This is a genomic window from Pirellulales bacterium (assembly GCA_019636335.1).
In the GTDB taxonomy this organism is placed as follows: domain Bacteria; phylum Planctomycetota; class Planctomycetia; order Pirellulales; family JAEUIK01; genus JAHBXR01.
Map to the genome: position 1 here is coordinate 198,279 of JAHBXR010000010.1, position 15,945 is coordinate 214,223.

Here is a 15,945-nt window from a genome sequence, read left to right on the forward strand (position 1 = left end):
CCGTCCGGTGCGTTGACAATCGAAGGGCGCGCTTCCTAGAATCGCGTTCCACTTCGCAGCAGGAGGCGGTCAAAGCCAATGGCGAAATTGACTTACAAGGACGCCGGGGTCGATCTCGACGTCTATCGCCAGTCGATGGCCCGGCTGCCTGCCTTGCTCCGTCGCACCCATACGCCCCGCGTGCTGCCGCTGGATGGTGGCTTTGCCGGGCTATTTCAGCTCGACTTCGCTAGCTCGCTCTTTGCGCGGCGCTACGAAGATCCCGTCCTCGTCTCCTGCACGGACGGCGTCGGCACGAAGCTCAAGGTGGCTCAGCTCTGCGGCCGGCACGATACGGTCGGCATCGATCTCGTGGCGATGAGCATCAACGACGCTCTCTGTTGCGGGGCCGAACCCCTCTTCTTTCTCGATTATGTCGCCATGTCACACGACGACCCGACGCTGCTCGAACAAATCGTCTCGGGCATCAGCCAGGGGTGCGTCGAGGCCGACTGTGCGCTGCTTGGCGGCGAGACCGCCATCATGCCCGACCTGTACTCCCGCGGCGATTACGACCTGGCCGGCTTCTGCGTCGGCGTGGTCGATCGTCGCCGCGTCATCGATGGACGGGCCATCGCGGCCGAGGACGTGCTGATCGGCGTGGCGTCGTCGGGCCTGCACTCGAACGGCTACAGCCTGGCGCGGAAGATCGTCTTCGAGGCAGCCGGCCTCGCCGTGGAAGATCCTATCGAAGAACTCGGCGCCACCGTCGGCGAAACGCTCATCACCCCCACGCGCATTTACGCGCGTGCCGTCCGCGCCGTGTTGAACCACTATCGCGTGAAGTCGGTCGTCCACGGTCTGGCGCACATCACCGGCGGCGGGTTATTTGAAAATCTCGAACGCATCCTGCCCGCGGGGATCCGCGCGGTGATCGAGCGCGGCAGTTGGACAATTCAGCCCGTCTTCCCCTGGCTGCAGCGGCTGGGCGAAGTGCCCGACGAGGAAATGGCCCAGGTGTTCAACATGGGTGTGGGGCTGGTCTTTGTCGTCAGCCCTTATTACGCCGAGAGCATCCGCCACCAGTTGGCCGACTTCGGCCTGGAAAGCTGGACGATCGGCCAGGTGCATTCCGGCGAGCGCGGCGTCGCGTGGCGCAGCTAAACGCGCCGATTTGCTGATTAGATTTTCATTTCAGGGTGCCATGGCCTCACGGTACTCCGGGTGGCCATGCGTTCGAGCGTCGATCACATGCCCACCCCGCGTACGGTGAGGGCATGGCACACGCACCGCTGCCGTCGTCGATTACGGCCGATTCATGGCCGTCGATGCCGCGGGACCAGCCCCCTTCGATGGGCCCGCCTCTTCCAGCGCCGCGAGCAATTTGTTCGTCGTGTAGGTGTCGCGTAACACGATGGGGCTGTTAGGACGTCCGGCCGGGAAGATCGCCAGCACGGGCACCTGCTTGCTGCCGAGTTGCGTCAGCATCTCAGTGACTTCCGGCGCCTGGTGCGTCCAGTCGGCCTGCAACGGCACGATCTGATTCGTGTCAACGACCTTGCGTACCTCGTCGGTGCTGAGCACGGTGGCCTCGAGCGTCTTGCACACCAGGCACCAATCGGCGGTGAAGTCGACCAGCACCGTTTTATTCTCGCTTACGAGGCGGTCGAAGTTGGCCCGCGTGAAGGGTTGCCAGGCGAGCCCGGCGTGGTTGCTGGCGACAGGCACCATGCCTTCCGAGCCGACCCGGGCCGCAATCTCACGATCGACCGTCAGGGCGAAACGGCCGCGCATCTCTTCACCCAGCCAGGTGAAGGACAGAAACGCCACGACGCTGACCACGGCCACGGCCTCGGCCCAGGCTCGCACGCGCGCGGGCAGCGGTGCATAGCCCGGCGTACGGCCGATCCACCAGCAGGCCAGCCAGATGCCCATCAGCAGGGCGAACGTCGGCACCATGTACCAGGTTTGAATGAACGAGAACAAGTAGACGAGCGTGGCCAGCAGCACGAAGCCCATCAGTTGTTTGAACGTATCCATCCACGCGCCTGGCTTGGGCAGCCAGCGGATGAACCGTGGAAACATCCCGATCAGCAGGTAGGGACTGGCCATGCCCAGCGCCACGCTGGCGAACACCGCGTAAGTCAGGTAGGCCGGCTGCCGAATCGCCCAGGCCAGGGCCGTGCCGAGAAAGGGTCCCGTGCAGGGCGTGGCTAGAACCGTCGTGATGGCCCCCTTGGTGAATGCGCCGAAGGCCCCTTCTTGCGACGAAAGCTCATGGGCCTTCGTGCCCCCCGCAAAGCCGGGGATGGGAATCTCCCATACTCCCAAGAAGCTCAGAGCCATCGCGAACACAACCCCCGCCAGCACCACGTTGAACTCGGGCAGCGTGAACAACTGCCCCCAGCCGAAGCCGGCGAAGACAGCCAGCGAGGCGAGAATCATGAACACCGACAGCAGACCCAGCGAGTACCAGACGTTGAGCAGCAAGACCTTCGAGCGTTGATGGTGGCTCTGCTCGACGAAGGCCAAAATCTTCAGCCCGATCACCGGCAGCACGCAGGGCATGAGATTCAACAGCATGCCGCCGGCGAGACCGGCGCACAGGGCGAGCCAGATCGGCATGTTCGCCAGTTCATCATCGCCGACGATCTGGAGTTGATTCGGATCGAAGGTCGGCGCCGCAGGCCCCACAGGTGGCATGCCGATCGAGGCGCCGTCGGCAGCGACCGCGTCGGGAGCTTCCTCCTCGACCTCGACACCATCTCCCAGCACGGCCGTGAAGGAATAGTTCTTCGGCGGCAGGCATGACTCGTCGTTGCATGCCTGCACATTGATTTTTCCGTTGATCGTCAGGGCCCGCGGATCGATGCCATTGGCGAACTCGATCGGCGCCCACCAGGTGACCTCTTCCGTGTGCTCCTCGATCACCAGGTCGCCGTAGAGATCTGGCTCGGTCCGCTTCTCTGGAGCCGGCGAGGCACGGAACTCCGCGTCAACCAGGTAGGCATCGGACGGAGCCAGCGTGATCTTCGTCGGAAGCGGGCCCCCCTTCTTCTGCGTGATCGAGTAGATGTGCCACGGCTCGGCGATCTTGGCCGTGATGAACAGTTTGGCCGGTTGATCGGCCGTCGCGGCGGTGAACTGCGCCGAGACCTTGATGGGAGACTCTTCCTCTCCCGGAAATTGATAGGCCAGCAGCGGCGAAGGAAGCAGGCTGGCCAGGGCCAAGACACCCAAGCTCCACACCAGGGCGAAAGGTACGAATCGTCGCATGGATCCCAAATCCCCTAGGTTCGAGCTCGATCTGGCCTCGCCAAACGGCAAATTCTGCCGCCCTATTCTATTTCTACTCTCGGCAGACGGTCAACGCTGCGCGGGCGCAGCGAACTGCTTCCGCGGTAATGAGTTCGGCATCATCCCTTCGCGCAAGCTCGACACGTCGTCCGGACGCCACAATCCCGCGCGGATCAACTCATATATCGGCAGGCGAAACGTCAACTTCGGCGGTTATACGTAATCGCAAGCCGATCGGTTCACCTAGCTTACGACTGGCCGTTGCAAGGATTGCACCGCTAGCGCCGCGACTGGCGCAGCGTCGACTTGCGCTAGTCTCGTCAGGCGCCCCAGGAAGTGATCCAGGCGAGCTAGCACTCGAGGCCGATCGTCGAACGTCTGCCCCTCGACATAAAGCCACCGTAGCCAGTGAACGCCAGCGAGCAAAACGCCACTCGCGTCGTAGGCGGCTACCAGCTCGGACTCGTCGTGCGAGAGGGGACGCACCTGTTGATAGGCCGCCAGTCCTGCCCGCCACTTCGGCAGATCATCGACCGCCATGCTGCCCAACAGTCGCGCCACGTCGGTCGCGACGCTATCGACCCGCATCGCCCCGAAATCGACGATCCCCGTCACGTGCTCCCCCTCGAAGAGGACGTTTTCGTGCCAGATATCGCGCAGGCAGGGGGCCAGCGGCACCGATCGTTCGCGGACTTGCTGTAACGTCGGGCGAACCCGGGGCAGGGGGGCCTTCAACGCCGCCACGATGCCTCGGGCGCGTTCCACAAGCTCCGGCCAGTCGTGGTCCGCGATGGCCGCCGAAAGCTGGTCGAGTTCTTCGGCCGCGAGCTTGCTCGCCTGTTCAAGTCGAGCAGCAATGCCCGGCGCGGGGCCGATCCGAGGCGCATTCGTCGGAAAATCGGCCACCGCGATGTGGAATCTCGCCAAGGCTGCGAGCGCTGCTTCCAGTCGCTCGACGGTCGGCTGGGCGGCAAAATCGCTACGGCCCGGTAGCCACGGGGCGAGCTCCCATAGGTGCCCGTCCCGCTCGACAATCGTTTCCCCCCGCGACGTCGCTAGGGGAACGGGCAGGAAATCGATGCCCCGACCGGCGGCATGCGTCAGCACGGCGTGGATCCAGTCGAGCCGCCGCCGCGTGGGATGTTCGCGCGGCCAGCGCCGCAGGCAAAGCACCGCCACGGGGGTCCGCACGCGCCAAAAGACCGCCCCGCTCAGGCCCCCCGCCTGCCCGAGGAACTCAACCCGCGCGCCCCTTGCGAGCGGGGAGTACGCGTCGAGAACGGGGGAGGGATCGGGTAGCTTCATGACGCGCGTCGCCTGTAACGGCGTTCCCCCCTGGCGGTTCCGATCGTGCGGGTCGTGCAGGGGAGAACGACCGCGCAGGGGCGGAGACACCACAGGTATACAACCAGAGACTGTTAAACCTTGCGCGCTTCCGTCTCGTATAGTTTACGAGACTATAGGTTTACCCCCAGCACGCCCAAACCACCCGGCCGGTCGAACGTGGCGTTTTGGCTACATCGACGCGGTAATTTGCGAAGTATTTGCGGGCGTGCTAGTTTCAAGGTTCCTCGGGGCGTGGTCGCCTGGCTGAGCCTGGACCGCGCACCCCAACGCTCCCCACCTGCGAGACTCGACTGATGCTCTACTCTCTGCGTTCGATGCGCGTCACGGGCCGAAATGGACTGATCGCGGCGCTCGGTATCTCACTAACGTTGCTCACATCGACGATGGCCGGCGCCGAAGACAAGCCGACCGACGCTGCCGAAGGCAGCAAGCCAGAGACCCAAGCCTTGTCCCCTGCGACGGTGGCGGCGGGCGAAGGTTCCGACTCGCGTTCCTCGGGGGGCGAATCGAAGCCGGCAGACAAGCCGAAGTATCCCCCCTTTGCCGACGTGATGAAGGACGCCAAACCGACGGCCGATCCCAGCCTGATCAAGCTCTATCAGAAGGACGGCAAGCTGCTGGCCGAGTTGAAGTCGAACCACTTCGACCGCGACTTCATCGTGCTCATCTCCATCGCCAAGGGTATCGGCGAAGGCGATCTCCTGGGGGGCATGAGCTGGGGCTTCGGTGACGATTGGGTCTGGCAATTCCGCAAGGTGGAAGACAACGTCCACGTCGTGCGGCGCAACGTCCGCTTCCGCGCCGACAAGGGGAGCCCCGAAGAGCGCGCCGTCTCGCTGGCCTACACGGACAGCGTGCTGTTCAGCCTGCCCACGGTCACGACCAGCCCCTCGGGGGGCACAGTCGTCGATCTCACGCCAATCTTCATGAGCGATCTGCCGCAGATCTCGCGCTCGCTGCCGGGCTTCGGCTTCGCCCAGAACAAGTCGACCTGGGCCGCCGTGAAGGGTTTCGAAAAGAACGTCGAAATCGAAGTGGCGGCGACCTACGCCTCGGGGGGCTCGGCCAACTTCGACACCGTGCCCGACAGCCGCGGCGTGACGATCAACGTCCACTACTCGATCAGCCTGCTGCCGCAGAACAGCTACAAGCCCCGTCTGGCCGACGACCGCGTGGGCTACTTCCTCACCGTGTTGAAGGACTACTCGAAGAAGGGGAACGACGATCGCTTCGTGCGGTACATCAACCGCTGGGACCTGCAGAAGGCGGATCCCTCGGCCGACATGTCCCCGCCGAAGGAACCGATCATCTTCTATCTCGAGAAGACGATTCCGTTCAAGTATCGCAAGCCGATCAAGGATGGCATCACCGAGTGGAACAAGGCCTTCGCCAAGGCCGGCTTCATCGACGCGATCGAAGTCCGTCAGCAGGAACAGGGGGATACGTGGGATCCGGAAGACATCAACTACAACACCTTCCGCTGGATCACCTCGAGCGCCGGCTTTGCCATGGGCCCCAGCCGCGTCAATCCGACGAACGGTCAGATCCTGGACGCCGACATCATCTTCGATGCCGACTTCATCCAGTTCTGGAAGCAGGAATATGAAACCTTCACGGCCGAGACGATCTCGCGTATGACGGGCGGAGCGCTCGACCTTCAGACCTACCAGGAAGAACAGGCCAAGCTGCCCGAGCACCTGCGTCATTCGGGCCATGCCCATCGCTGCGAGCTGCACGACGGCTTCTCGAAGGAACTGGCCCTGGGCTCGGCCGTGGCCACGCTGCGTGCCGCCGCCAAGAGCGACCCCGCGGCCGAAGAGAAGATGCTCATGCAGGGACTCAAGGAAGTCACCATGCACGAGGTCGGCCATACGCTCGGCCTGCGTCACAACTTCAAGTCGAGCACGATCTACACGCTCGAAGAGCTGAACGATACCGAGAAGACCAAGGAGACGGGTCTCACCGGTTCGGTGATGGACTACTCCCCCGCCAACATCATGCCCGAGGGGGTGAAGCAGGGGGATTACTTCTCCACGACGATCGGTCCCTACGACATGTGGGCCATCGAGTATGGCTACAAGCCCCTCTCCGGCTCGACCGAGAGCGAAGTCGAAGAGTTGAAGAAGATCGCCTCGCGTGCCGCCGAGCCGCAGTTGGCCTATGCCACCGATGAGGACACCCGCGGCATCGATCCCGACCCGCTGTCGAACCGCTTCGACATGGGCAAGGACCCGGTCGAGTACGCCAAGCTGCGTGCCAAGCTCATCGCCGAGCTCTGGCCCGACGTCGTCAACGACGTGACCAAGGATGGCGAAGGCTACCAGAAGGCGCGCCAGGCGTTCGGCATCCTGCTGGGCAACCACGGCCGCGCGATGCACTTCGCGTCGCGCTACGTGGGGGGTCTGTACGTGAACCGCGACCACAAGGGAGACGCGAACGCCCGGCCGCCGTTCCAGGTGGTCGAGGTGGCCAAGCAGCGCGACGCGCTGGCGTTGGTCGAAGAGCAGGTCTTCAGCGACAAGCCCTTCAACTTCCCGCCCGAGCTGTACAACTACATGGCGGCCTCGCGGTGGAACCATTGGGGCATGAACAGCCCGATCCGCCTCGATCTGCCGGCGCACGAGGTGATCTCGATGTGGCAGGAGCGCATCCTGTCGCAGCTCATGTCGTCGCTGACGCTCGAGCGTTTGCACGACTCGGAATTGAAGGTGCCGGCCGACCAGGACGCGCTGACCACAGCCGAGTTGATCGAACGTCTGACGGCGGCGATCTTCGCCGAGGTGAATTCCACCCCCAGCGGAGAGTTCACCAACCGCAAGCCGGCCGTGAGCAGCCTGCGCCGCAACCTGCAGCGTATCTACCTCAAGCGTCTGAGCGACCTGGCGATGGGCAACTCATACGCCCCGCAAGATTGCCAGACCGTGGCCTACCTGCAACTCGAAGAGCTGAAGGGCAAGCTCGACGCCGTCCTGGCGGCCGACGTCAAGCTCGACACCTACTCGAAGGCGCACCTGAAAGAAAGCGCGCAGCGCATCGGGAAGGTGCTCGACGCGCAACTGCAACTCAGCCGACCGTAAACGACATCCGTCCGTAGCGCCTTGTCAGAGCGAAAATTTGGCGCCATGCCTTCACGGTAGTCCGGGGAGGCATGTGCGCTCGATGCCGTCTTCCGGTTGGCGAATGTTATTCCTCCAGCCGGAAGACGTCTTCGGTCTTCTTGCCGAACTCTCTGGCGATGCGCAGCGCCAAGGCCAGAGACGGAGTATAGGCGCCCCCTTCCAACGCGACGATGGTCTGCCGTGTCACGCCCACGCGGTCAGCCAGGTCTTGCTGCGTCATTCCATTTTTGGCGCTGCGCAACTCTCGAACTCGATTCGTCAACTTCGGCTCGCGCCTACGCGGCATGTTGTTGGCTCCGATACAGGACGATCGAGGCAATGGCTTTGATGCCGAAGCAGGCCACAAACTGGAGCCAGATCAGCCAATTCAGCAACACGGTCGAGACGGAATGGACCCCAGAGTAGTTCGACCACATGCCGGCGGATGCCAACACGGTGATGAGTCCTACCCAGGTGGTCCCCACAGCCACGCTCGTCGCTCTCCGCTCGATTTCCATGTCTCGCTCGTCAACGACGATTCGATTGCCTCTTCGCCGATAAAAAACGGCGCTCAACGTGACCAGGGCCAATAGCGCAAAGCCCGCGGTTGCACGGTGCCCCAGCCAGGGAAGGAGCAGCGTCACGACGGCGATCGCCGCCAAACACACGATCAATTGCATCCAGGCAGCTTTTTCCGACACACTCATGGCGACCTCCCTACAGTTCGAGCGAGTCCTCTACGGCGGCGTTCGGAATGTACAATAAACCAGACATTCTCGATATCAAGTCTATTTGACACTCTTCAGGACATGACCGCGTGTTGGGATGGTTGCCGCTCGCCGCAGTTCGAGATCCGCGGGACCGAATCTCAAATGGCTTGACTCGCTTGGAATGGATAGAATAGCTAGACAGGCAGTTTGTAATTTGCGCTGGAGGCACGATGAGCATCGACATCTCGCCGGAGCATCGAGACTTCGTCCGCGAGGAGCTCGCAAGCGGGCATTATGCCACGGAGCAGGAATTGATCGATGAAGCGATCGAACTGCTACGCTCGCGACAGGGAGTGCTGAGTAAGCTCAAAGCTGGCGTCGAGCAGCTTGAACGAGGTGAAGGAATCGAATACGGCCCCAACGATCGGAGCCGTTTCATCACGGACATCCTTGGACAAGTTTCTACGGCGAAAGAGCCGCAGCAGTGAAATGCTTTCGAATTTCGCCACAAGCCAGGAGCGACCTGCAAGCAGTCCACGCTTACATCGCGTCTGAAAGCCGAGCTGCGGCCGACCGGCTGATCGACCGTCTCTTCGACCACTTTCAGCGGCTTGCCGAATTCCCCGAGCTTGGTTCGCTGCGCAACGATTTGCATCCGGGGCTGCGAATCTGGCAAGAAGGTCGGTATGTTATCCTCTACCTTCCGACTCCTACGGGAGTGGATATTGCGCATGTCGTTCATGGTGCGCGCGATATAGAATCGCTGCTGGCTCAGCGAAAACGCTGATCCGAAGGTTTGGCCGAGATCTGGACACGTACGACAAGTCTCCGCCTTTGCCTCCCTGTGCGCAACGGTGTATCCTGAGCGGCGCAGGCTCGTGTAAGCTGCGACCGGAGCGATCCCGTGGAGGTGCGTGCGTTGCGACTGCTCATCGCCATTATCCAGCCGACCAAGCTCAACGCGGTGAAAGAAGCGCTCGCCAAGATCGGCGTCGAGCGTATGACCGTCTGCGATGCGCAAGGCTACGGGCGGCAGCGCGGACGGACCGAAATGTACCGTGGCCTCGAGTACAAGACGAACCTGCTCCGCAAGATCGCGCTCGAGATCATGCTCAACGACGACTTCGTCGAACGCACGATCGAGGTCATCACCTCGGTGGCCCGCACCGGCCCCGACGGCACCATCGGCGACGGCAAGATCTTCGTCATGCCGGCCGAGGAAACGATTCAAATCAGCGAGCCGATCCGCGGCCCGGGCGCAGTGTAAAACCCCACTCCCTGATTAGCCGCTGCGTTGCCATGCGGAACACCAGTCACGGCTGAGATTACTGCATGAAGACCCATGATCGACTGACAAGGGCCTACTTGGAAGTCATTCGCATGGTTGCACTCTTTGTCAGATTGCATTCCACCGGTGAACGACGCCTGCCGGATGAGCATCTCTTCGATCTTATGGATGCAATCCACAACATTCCCGAATTCCTGGTTGGAACAAACGACCATTTTACTCACGAAAGCATGCGACAATTCGAACTCGGCTGCTATGACGAGAAGTGGGGCCACAGCAGTGGACTGCATTTGGTTCGCATCTTAGATGATGCGTTGGCGCAGTATGAATAGTCCGGCGGTGTGGGTCCCATGTCAGTAGTTTGTCTCAGCTCCGATCTCGGCACGTCCTCGCGTCTCGCCGGCGCCGCGGCTCGCGCGGGCGTTCCCTTGGCCACGGCGATGAGCGCCGCTCGACTGTTCGATCTGATCGCCACGACGACACCGCGACTCGTGGTCATCGATCTGACCACCGCGGGGCTCGACGTCGCCGAAGTCGTCTCCAAACTGCGCTCTGCGGACCAAGCGCCCGAGTTGATCTTCGCCTTCGGCCCGCACGTCCACGCAGGAGCCTTGCAGGCGGCCAGCGACGCCGGCTGCGACCAGGTGCTCACGCGCGGCCAGATGCATGCGCAGGCCGACGAATTGCTGCGGCAATACGGCGCCGCGTCTTAGAATCACGCCCATCCTGTGCGGTGCAGCGCGCGGCGTTTCTGGACGCCGAGTCTACGTCTTTCGCGGCCAATTGTGGGTCTTGCCGGGGCCAACTATCATGGGGCTCGGTCGCCCGAACCGCCTCCCGCCCGCGTTTCCTGCGGCGACTGCATCGCCTGACCCGCCTCGCCCCACTTCGGCAACCGCCGCTTCATGTCCGCCACCGAAAACGCCCCCACGCATCGCTTGCCGGCCGCGCACCTCTGGGCCAGATCCACCTGGTTCTACTTGCCGTTTCTGGCAGGTGTGCTCGCACTGTGGTGGCTTCCCACGCTCGCGCGCGCCGGGGAGGATGCTGATGCTGCAGAAGAGGGCGAGACGCTCCGTCGCCCGGGCCTGCGAGCTACCTATCGAGTCGATGGCAACGATGTGCCCGTCGTCGAACGGATGGAAGCGTTACCCGCGATGGCACTCAACTCGCGGCAATCGCCCGACGCCCGCTTGCCTGCCCACGGTTGGCACGCAGCATGGTCGGGCGTGCTCGAGGTGCTGCAACCGGGGCAGTACCGCTTCTCGGCCGAATCGAGCGGGGAACTCTCGCTGACCGTCGGCGACCAGGTCGTGCTCCAGACAGACGGCTCGCCCAACCCGTCGCTGGTCGAGGGCCCCGAGGTCGAGTTGTCGTTCGGCCACCATCCGCTGCGCATTCAGTTCGCGGCGCACGAAGGCCCCACGCATCTCAAGCTCTACTGGCAGTCGAATCACTTTGCTCGCGAGCCATTGCCGCCACATGCGCTGGGGCATACCGACGAACGCCTGGCGGTGGCCGATCATTTCGGACAAGGTTGGCTGACTGTCGAAGCGCAAAGCTGCGTGGCGTGCCACCGCCCCAGCCCGCAGATTCCCCTTTCGCAAATGCTGGGCAAACGCCCCGGGCCGAAGCTCAGCACGGCCGGCGCACGTCTGCAGACCGCGTGGATCGAGCGCTGGCTGGCCGATCCGCGCGCGTTGCGTCCCGAGGCGGTCATGCCGCAGCTCTTTGAAGAAAATCGCCAGGGGGAGATCGAGCGCTACGCGGTGGCCCGATTCCTCTCCTCGTTGGGCGGGCCCCTGGTGGGCAGCGTCGCCGCGCCCACCGTCGAAGGCGCGCCTCCCGATCCTCGCGTCGCCGAAGGAGAAACACTCTTCGTGCGCACGGGCTGCACCGTTTGCCACGAATCGCACGGCAGCCAGCCCGCCCGGGTTAGCATCGCGCACCTGCGAGAGAAAACCACTCCCGAATCGCTGGCCGCGTTCATCCAGGATCCGCTCGCCGTCGCGCCGGCCGGTCTCATGCCGGCATTTCAATTGAGCGATGCCGAGCGGGAACGTCTCGCGGCGTACCTATTCGCACGTCCCGCTACCGTGGAGGCTGCGCACGCGGCTGCGACTTCGCCCACGCCCCCCGACACCGATGAGTTGCGAGCGACTTACTCGACCCTCGTCGGCGGCGATGGACCATCGCTGGCAACCTTCGACGCACTGACCAATGATGATGAGCGGATCGCAGAGCTTGCCCGGCGGGCTATGGAAGCGAAACGCTGTGCCGCCTGCCACGAGATCGAAGCGCCAGGCACGTCGGGTCCTTGGACCGCGCCACCGGCGAAGCATGACTTTGCGGCCATGGCGCAGTCGACTACCGTTGGCTGCCTGGCCGACCCCGACCGCGCCGACGTCGATAAGACATCACGCGCCGCGAATGTTCCTCGCTTCCGCGGCACGCTCGACCGCGAGAATCTCCGCGTCTTTCTCGCCGCGGCAAGCCGCGCGCCCGGTACGCAGGCGCCCGGCCAGCAGGCCCTGCTCGCGCTCGAGCGCTTCAACTGCACGGGCTGCCACGAGCGAAACGGCGGCGGCGGACTTTCGACCGAGTTGGCCGGTCGGCTCGTGGCCATCCAAAGTGCCGAAAGCGCCGAAGCGGTGATTCCCCCTTCGCTCACCGGCGTGAGCGATAAGCTCACCCCTGCCTACTTGCACGGTGTGCTCGCCGAAGGCGTTCGTTCACGTCCCTGGATGTCGCTGCAGATGCCGCGTTTCGCCGCCGCGCACGTGGCGCCGCTCGTGGAAGGTTTCGCGGCGCTCGAAGGTACCCAGTTACACCGTGCGCCGCAGCATCCCTCGCCCGACGAAGAACTGGCCGAAGCCGGTCGCCAACTGGTCGGCGCGCAGGGCTTTGCCTGCACGAAGTGTCACGACCTGCTCGGCGTCGCCAGCGGCGGCACGCGCGGCCCCGATCTGGCGGGCGTGCCCGAGCGCATCAACCACGAGTGGTTTCTGCGTTGGATGACCGACCCGCAGCGCATGCAGCCCGGCACGCGCATGCCGACGGTGTTTCTCGAAGGGCGCAGTCCATACGAAGATATCCTCCAGGGAGATCCCGCGCGGCAGCGCGAGGCCATCTGGCACTACCTGGTCGCCTCGCGCAAGATGCACTATCCCGACGGGCTGGTGCCGGTCGAAAAGGCCTACTTCGCCGAGAGCACGCGCCCGCTGGTCGTGCGAAACTTTCTGCCCGACCTCACGCCGCGCGCCATCGCGATTCGTTTTCCCTCGCGGCAGCATCTGGCGTTCGACGCACAGGCCTGCCGGCTGGCTTATGCCTGGAGTGGCGGATTCCTCGACATGAGCCCGGCCTGGACCGAGCGCGGTGGCCGAGTCGCGCCGCTCGAAGGGACGATCTACTGGACTTCACCGCCGGGCTTCCCCTGGGAAATCACGGCCGACGCAACCACGCCCCCCGATTTCCGCGGCCACGCCGGCGACGTGTCCTATGGCGCGGCGCATCCGCTCGACAGCGAGTACCACCCGTCGCGCGTCCGCTTCCGCGGTTACTCGCAGGGTGAGAAGGCCCCCACGTTCCGCTACGAATACGAAACGGATGGCGGCGGCACGGCCACCTTCGCCGAGACCATCGCGCCCGTGCAATCGGCGGCAGGGCAGGGGGTCGAGCGGCACGTCGAGTTCACTGCGCCTGCCGGCCACACGACCTGGCTCTACGTGGGCACATCCGCGAAGCCCCCGGTGTGGGAACAGCCCGATGGCTCGCCACAGCCCTCGAGCGGCGCAGCACCCACGCGCGACGCGAACACGATCGTGCGTCTCGACGATCCCGCGCCGGCCACCTGGTTCGCCGTACGCGTCGCGCCGACCGGATCGAAATGGCATGCCGTCGAGCGCGACGGTCGCTGGGATCTCGTGCTGAGCATTCCCCGTACGAAGGAAGACGCACTACCTCGGCTCGATCTCGAGGTGTGGCGCCCGCGTCAAGACACGCCCACCGCGCTCGAGGCCCTGCGGCGCGAGCTGCGCGCGAAAACGGAGCATCCCAACCCATGATCGCGCCGCGACTTTATTTCGATCGATTCGCCCTCGCCTGTGTGCTCGTGGCGCTTGCGGCCGGCAGCACTTGTGCCAGCGATGATCTCGTCTACGTCAAGAAAGATTCCAAGGCGGAAACGCGCGCCGCCTCGCTCGAAGCCAGCGGTTACCCGCAATGGCCCGAGTTGTGGCAGATCATCGGCCCCTTCGATCTCCCCGCCGATCAAGGGCTGGCCGCGGTCTACCCTCCCGAGACCGAACCTTTGAACCTCAAGGCCCGCTATCCCGGCAAGGGGCAAGAGGTCGCCTGGAAGCCGATCCGCTTGTCCGATGGGCGCGTCAATTCGCTCAAGCGTTTCAAGGAGAACGACGCGGCCATTGTCTATCTCTACCGCCGCATCGACGTGCCCCGCGCGATCGACGTCCGCGTCTCGCTTGGCAGCGACGACGGTCTCGCCCTCTGGCTCAACGGAGAACAGCTCCTCTTTCGCGACGTGAAGCGCGAAGCCGCCCCCGGTCAGGATCTCGTCACGCTCAAGCTGAACGAAGGCCGCAACGATCTGCTCGTCAAAGTCTCGAACCAGGCGGACAACTGGTCCCTCTACTTCGAGCCGTTGCTGCCGCCGCTGTTGCTCAACCAGCTCACGCGCCGCCTGATCGACGATTTCCCCAACATGCCCGAGGGGGCCTATTATCGCAACTATCCCATTCCCTTGCCGGAAGGGGAAATGATCGAAGTCGCCGGGCTCGCCTTCCGCCCCGACGGCGCGCTCTACGTCGCCACGCGCCGCGGCGACGTATGGCTGGTCGAGAACCCCACGGCCGCCGATCCCGCCGAAGTCCGCTGGCGCCCCTACATCCGCGGCCTGCACGAGGTGCTGGGCCTGCTGGCCGACGGCGACGATCTGCTCCTCGTCCAGCGCCCCGAGATCACGCGCGTCCGCGATACCGATCGCGACGGCGAGGCCGACGAGTTCCTCACCGTCTGCGACGACTTCGGTCTCTCGGGGCACTATCACGAGTACATCTACGGACCCGTGCGCGAAGAGAAGACGGGCAATCTCTTCATCACGCTGAACGCCGACCTGGGACATGGCGATCAATCCCCCACCGCCTACCGCGGTGCCGTCGTCAAGGTCGGTCCCAATGGCCGCGCGATCCCCTGGGCCACCGGACTCCGCAGCCCCAACGGCGTCAACTTCAGCCCCGACGGACGACTCTTCTATACCGACAACCAGGGCGAATGGATTCCCGTCTGCAAACTGACCGAAGTGCGACAGGGGGAGTTCTATGGGCATCGCCCCAGCACCATCTGGCTGCCCAGGAATGGCAAGGTCGGCCTCGCCAATGCCACCGCCAACCAACCGTCCGACGCGCCCGCCGACGCCAAGGACGAGAATGGCGACCCCGCCTATCCCGATCCCCCCGTCGTCGCGCCAGCGATCTGGTTCCCCTACGTCATGGTCCGCTCCGCCTCGGAGCCGGTCTGGGACACGACCGATGGCCGCTTCGGCCCCTTCGCCGGACAGTGCCTGGTGGGTGAGCTCACCAACGCGCTGGTCCTGCGTGTGGCGATGGAAGAAGTGGAAGGCCGCATGCAGGGGGCCTGCTTCCCCATGCTGCGCGGTTTCAGCTCCGGCGTGAATCGACTCGAGTTTGCCCCCGACGGCACGCTCGTCGTCGGAGGCACCAACCGCGGCTGGGGCAGCACCGGCGGCCGCGACCAATCGCTCGAGTTCGTCAAGTTCACCGGCAACACGCCCTTCGAGATCCATTCGATCCACATCGAGCCAACCGGCTTCGACCTGGCGTTCACTCTGCCGGTCGAAGCGCCGTCGGCGCTCGAGGCCAAGCGTTACCTGGTCGAGTCGTACAGGTATCACTACTGGTCGACGTACGGCTCCCCCGAGATCGACCGACGCCAGCACGAAGTGACGGAACTGAAACTTTCGGAAGACGGCCGCACCGTGCATCTCAAGGCCAGCGGCATCGAAGCGGGGCGCGTCTACCACTTCCGCCTCAGCGGAGTAAACGCCGCCAATGGCCTGCCGCTTCTGCACCAGGACGCCTACTACACGGCCAACGCCCTGCCCAGCGACCCTGTCGAGTAAGCCGACCCAACAAGCTCACACGGAAACGCGGAGTGAGGAGGAGACGCGGAGAGGGCGAATAGTCAC

At 64.1% G+C, this 15,945-nt stretch carries 14 protein-coding genes; 10 read left to right on the plus strand and 4 right to left on the minus strand.

The window, feature by feature from the left end; all coding sequences use genetic code 11:
- The first annotated feature begins 78 nt into the window (after window positions 1-78).
- The gene (purM, locus tag KF708_12270; protein MBX3413456.1) at window positions 79-1,143 is read left to right on the plus strand and encodes a phosphoribosylformylglycinamidine cyclo-ligase; all 1,065 of its coding nucleotides are present in this window, start codon (window positions 79-81) and stop codon (window positions 1,141-1,143) included.
- A gap of 141 nt (window positions 1,144-1,284) precedes the next feature.
- Here purM and KF708_12275 read toward each other — a convergent pair whose 3' ends face one another.
- On the minus strand, window positions 1,285-3,255 hold the full coding sequence (locus KF708_12275; protein ID MBX3413457.1) for a thioredoxin family protein: 1,971 nt from the start codon (window positions 3,253-3,255) through the stop codon (window positions 1,285-1,287).
- On the opposite strand from KF708_12275, the gene KF708_12280 reads away from it, so the two are divergent.
- Window positions 3,254-3,499, plus strand: a complete 246-nt coding sequence (locus KF708_12280; GenBank protein MBX3413458.1) for a hypothetical protein — start codon at window positions 3,254-3,256, stop codon at window positions 3,497-3,499. The genes KF708_12275 and KF708_12280 overlap by 2 nt on opposite strands.
- Before the next feature lie 20 nt (window positions 3,500-3,519).
- On the opposite strand, the gene KF708_12285 is transcribed toward KF708_12280, so the two are convergent.
- The gene (locus KF708_12285) at window positions 3,520-4,581 is read right to left on the minus strand and encodes a phosphotransferase (GenBank protein ID MBX3413459.1); all 1,062 of its coding nucleotides are present in this window, start codon (window positions 4,579-4,581) and stop codon (window positions 3,520-3,522) included.
- Between the two features lie 335 nt (window positions 4,582-4,916).
- On the opposite strand from KF708_12285, the gene KF708_12290 reads away from it, so the two are divergent.
- Window positions 4,917-7,700, plus strand: a complete 2,784-nt coding sequence (locus KF708_12290; GenBank protein ID MBX3413460.1) for a zinc-dependent metalloprotease — start codon at window positions 4,917-4,919, stop codon at window positions 7,698-7,700.
- Between the two features lie 106 nt (window positions 7,701-7,806).
- Here KF708_12290 and KF708_12295 read toward each other — a convergent pair whose 3' ends face one another.
- Complete coding sequence (locus KF708_12295; protein ID MBX3413461.1) at window positions 7,807-8,028, minus strand: helix-turn-helix transcriptional regulator; 222 nt, start codon at window positions 8,026-8,028, stop codon at window positions 7,807-7,809.
- Complete coding sequence (locus KF708_12300; GenBank protein MBX3413462.1) at window positions 8,018-8,428, minus strand: hypothetical protein; 411 nt, start codon at window positions 8,426-8,428, stop codon at window positions 8,018-8,020. The genes KF708_12295 and KF708_12300 overlap by 11 nt, the downstream gene beginning before the upstream one ends.
- Before the next feature lie 233 nt (window positions 8,429-8,661).
- Here KF708_12300 and KF708_12305 point away from each other — a divergent pair, with 233 nt between their 5' ends.
- The 7 genes from KF708_12305 (at window position 8,662) to KF708_12335 (ending at window position 15,879) form a co-directional block, all read left to right on the plus strand.
- On the plus strand, window positions 8,662-8,919 hold the full coding sequence (locus tag KF708_12305) for a hypothetical protein (GenBank protein ID MBX3413463.1): 258 nt from the start codon (window positions 8,662-8,664) through the stop codon (window positions 8,917-8,919).
- On the plus strand, window positions 8,916-9,218 hold the full coding sequence (locus tag KF708_12310; GenBank protein ID MBX3413464.1) for a type II toxin-antitoxin system RelE/ParE family toxin: 303 nt from the start codon (window positions 8,916-8,918) through the stop codon (window positions 9,216-9,218). Before KF708_12305 ends, KF708_12310 begins: the two co-directional genes overlap by 4 nt.
- 132 nt (window positions 9,219-9,350) lie before the next feature.
- The gene (locus KF708_12315; protein ID MBX3413465.1) at window positions 9,351-9,698 is read left to right on the plus strand and encodes a P-II family nitrogen regulator; all 348 of its coding nucleotides are present in this window, start codon (window positions 9,351-9,353) and stop codon (window positions 9,696-9,698) included.
- Window positions 9,699-9,763: 65 nt separating this feature from the next.
- Complete coding sequence (locus tag KF708_12320; protein ID MBX3413466.1) at window positions 9,764-10,051, plus strand: hypothetical protein; 288 nt, start codon at window positions 9,764-9,766, stop codon at window positions 10,049-10,051.
- Window positions 10,052-10,069: 18 nt separating this feature from the next.
- On the plus strand, window positions 10,070-10,432 hold the full coding sequence (locus tag KF708_12325; protein MBX3413467.1) for a hypothetical protein: 363 nt from the start codon (window positions 10,070-10,072) through the stop codon (window positions 10,430-10,432).
- 192 nt (window positions 10,433-10,624) lie between these two features.
- On the plus strand, window positions 10,625-13,786 hold the full coding sequence (locus KF708_12330) for a c-type cytochrome (GenBank protein MBX3413468.1): 3,162 nt from the start codon (window positions 10,625-10,627) through the stop codon (window positions 13,784-13,786).
- Entirely contained in the window at window positions 13,783-15,879 is a 2,097-nt protein-coding gene (locus tag KF708_12335; GenBank protein ID MBX3413469.1) for an SMP-30/gluconolactonase/LRE family protein, read from the plus strand. Before KF708_12330 ends, KF708_12335 begins: the two co-directional genes overlap by 4 nt.
- The last annotated feature ends 66 nt before the right edge of the window (window positions 15,880-15,945 follow it).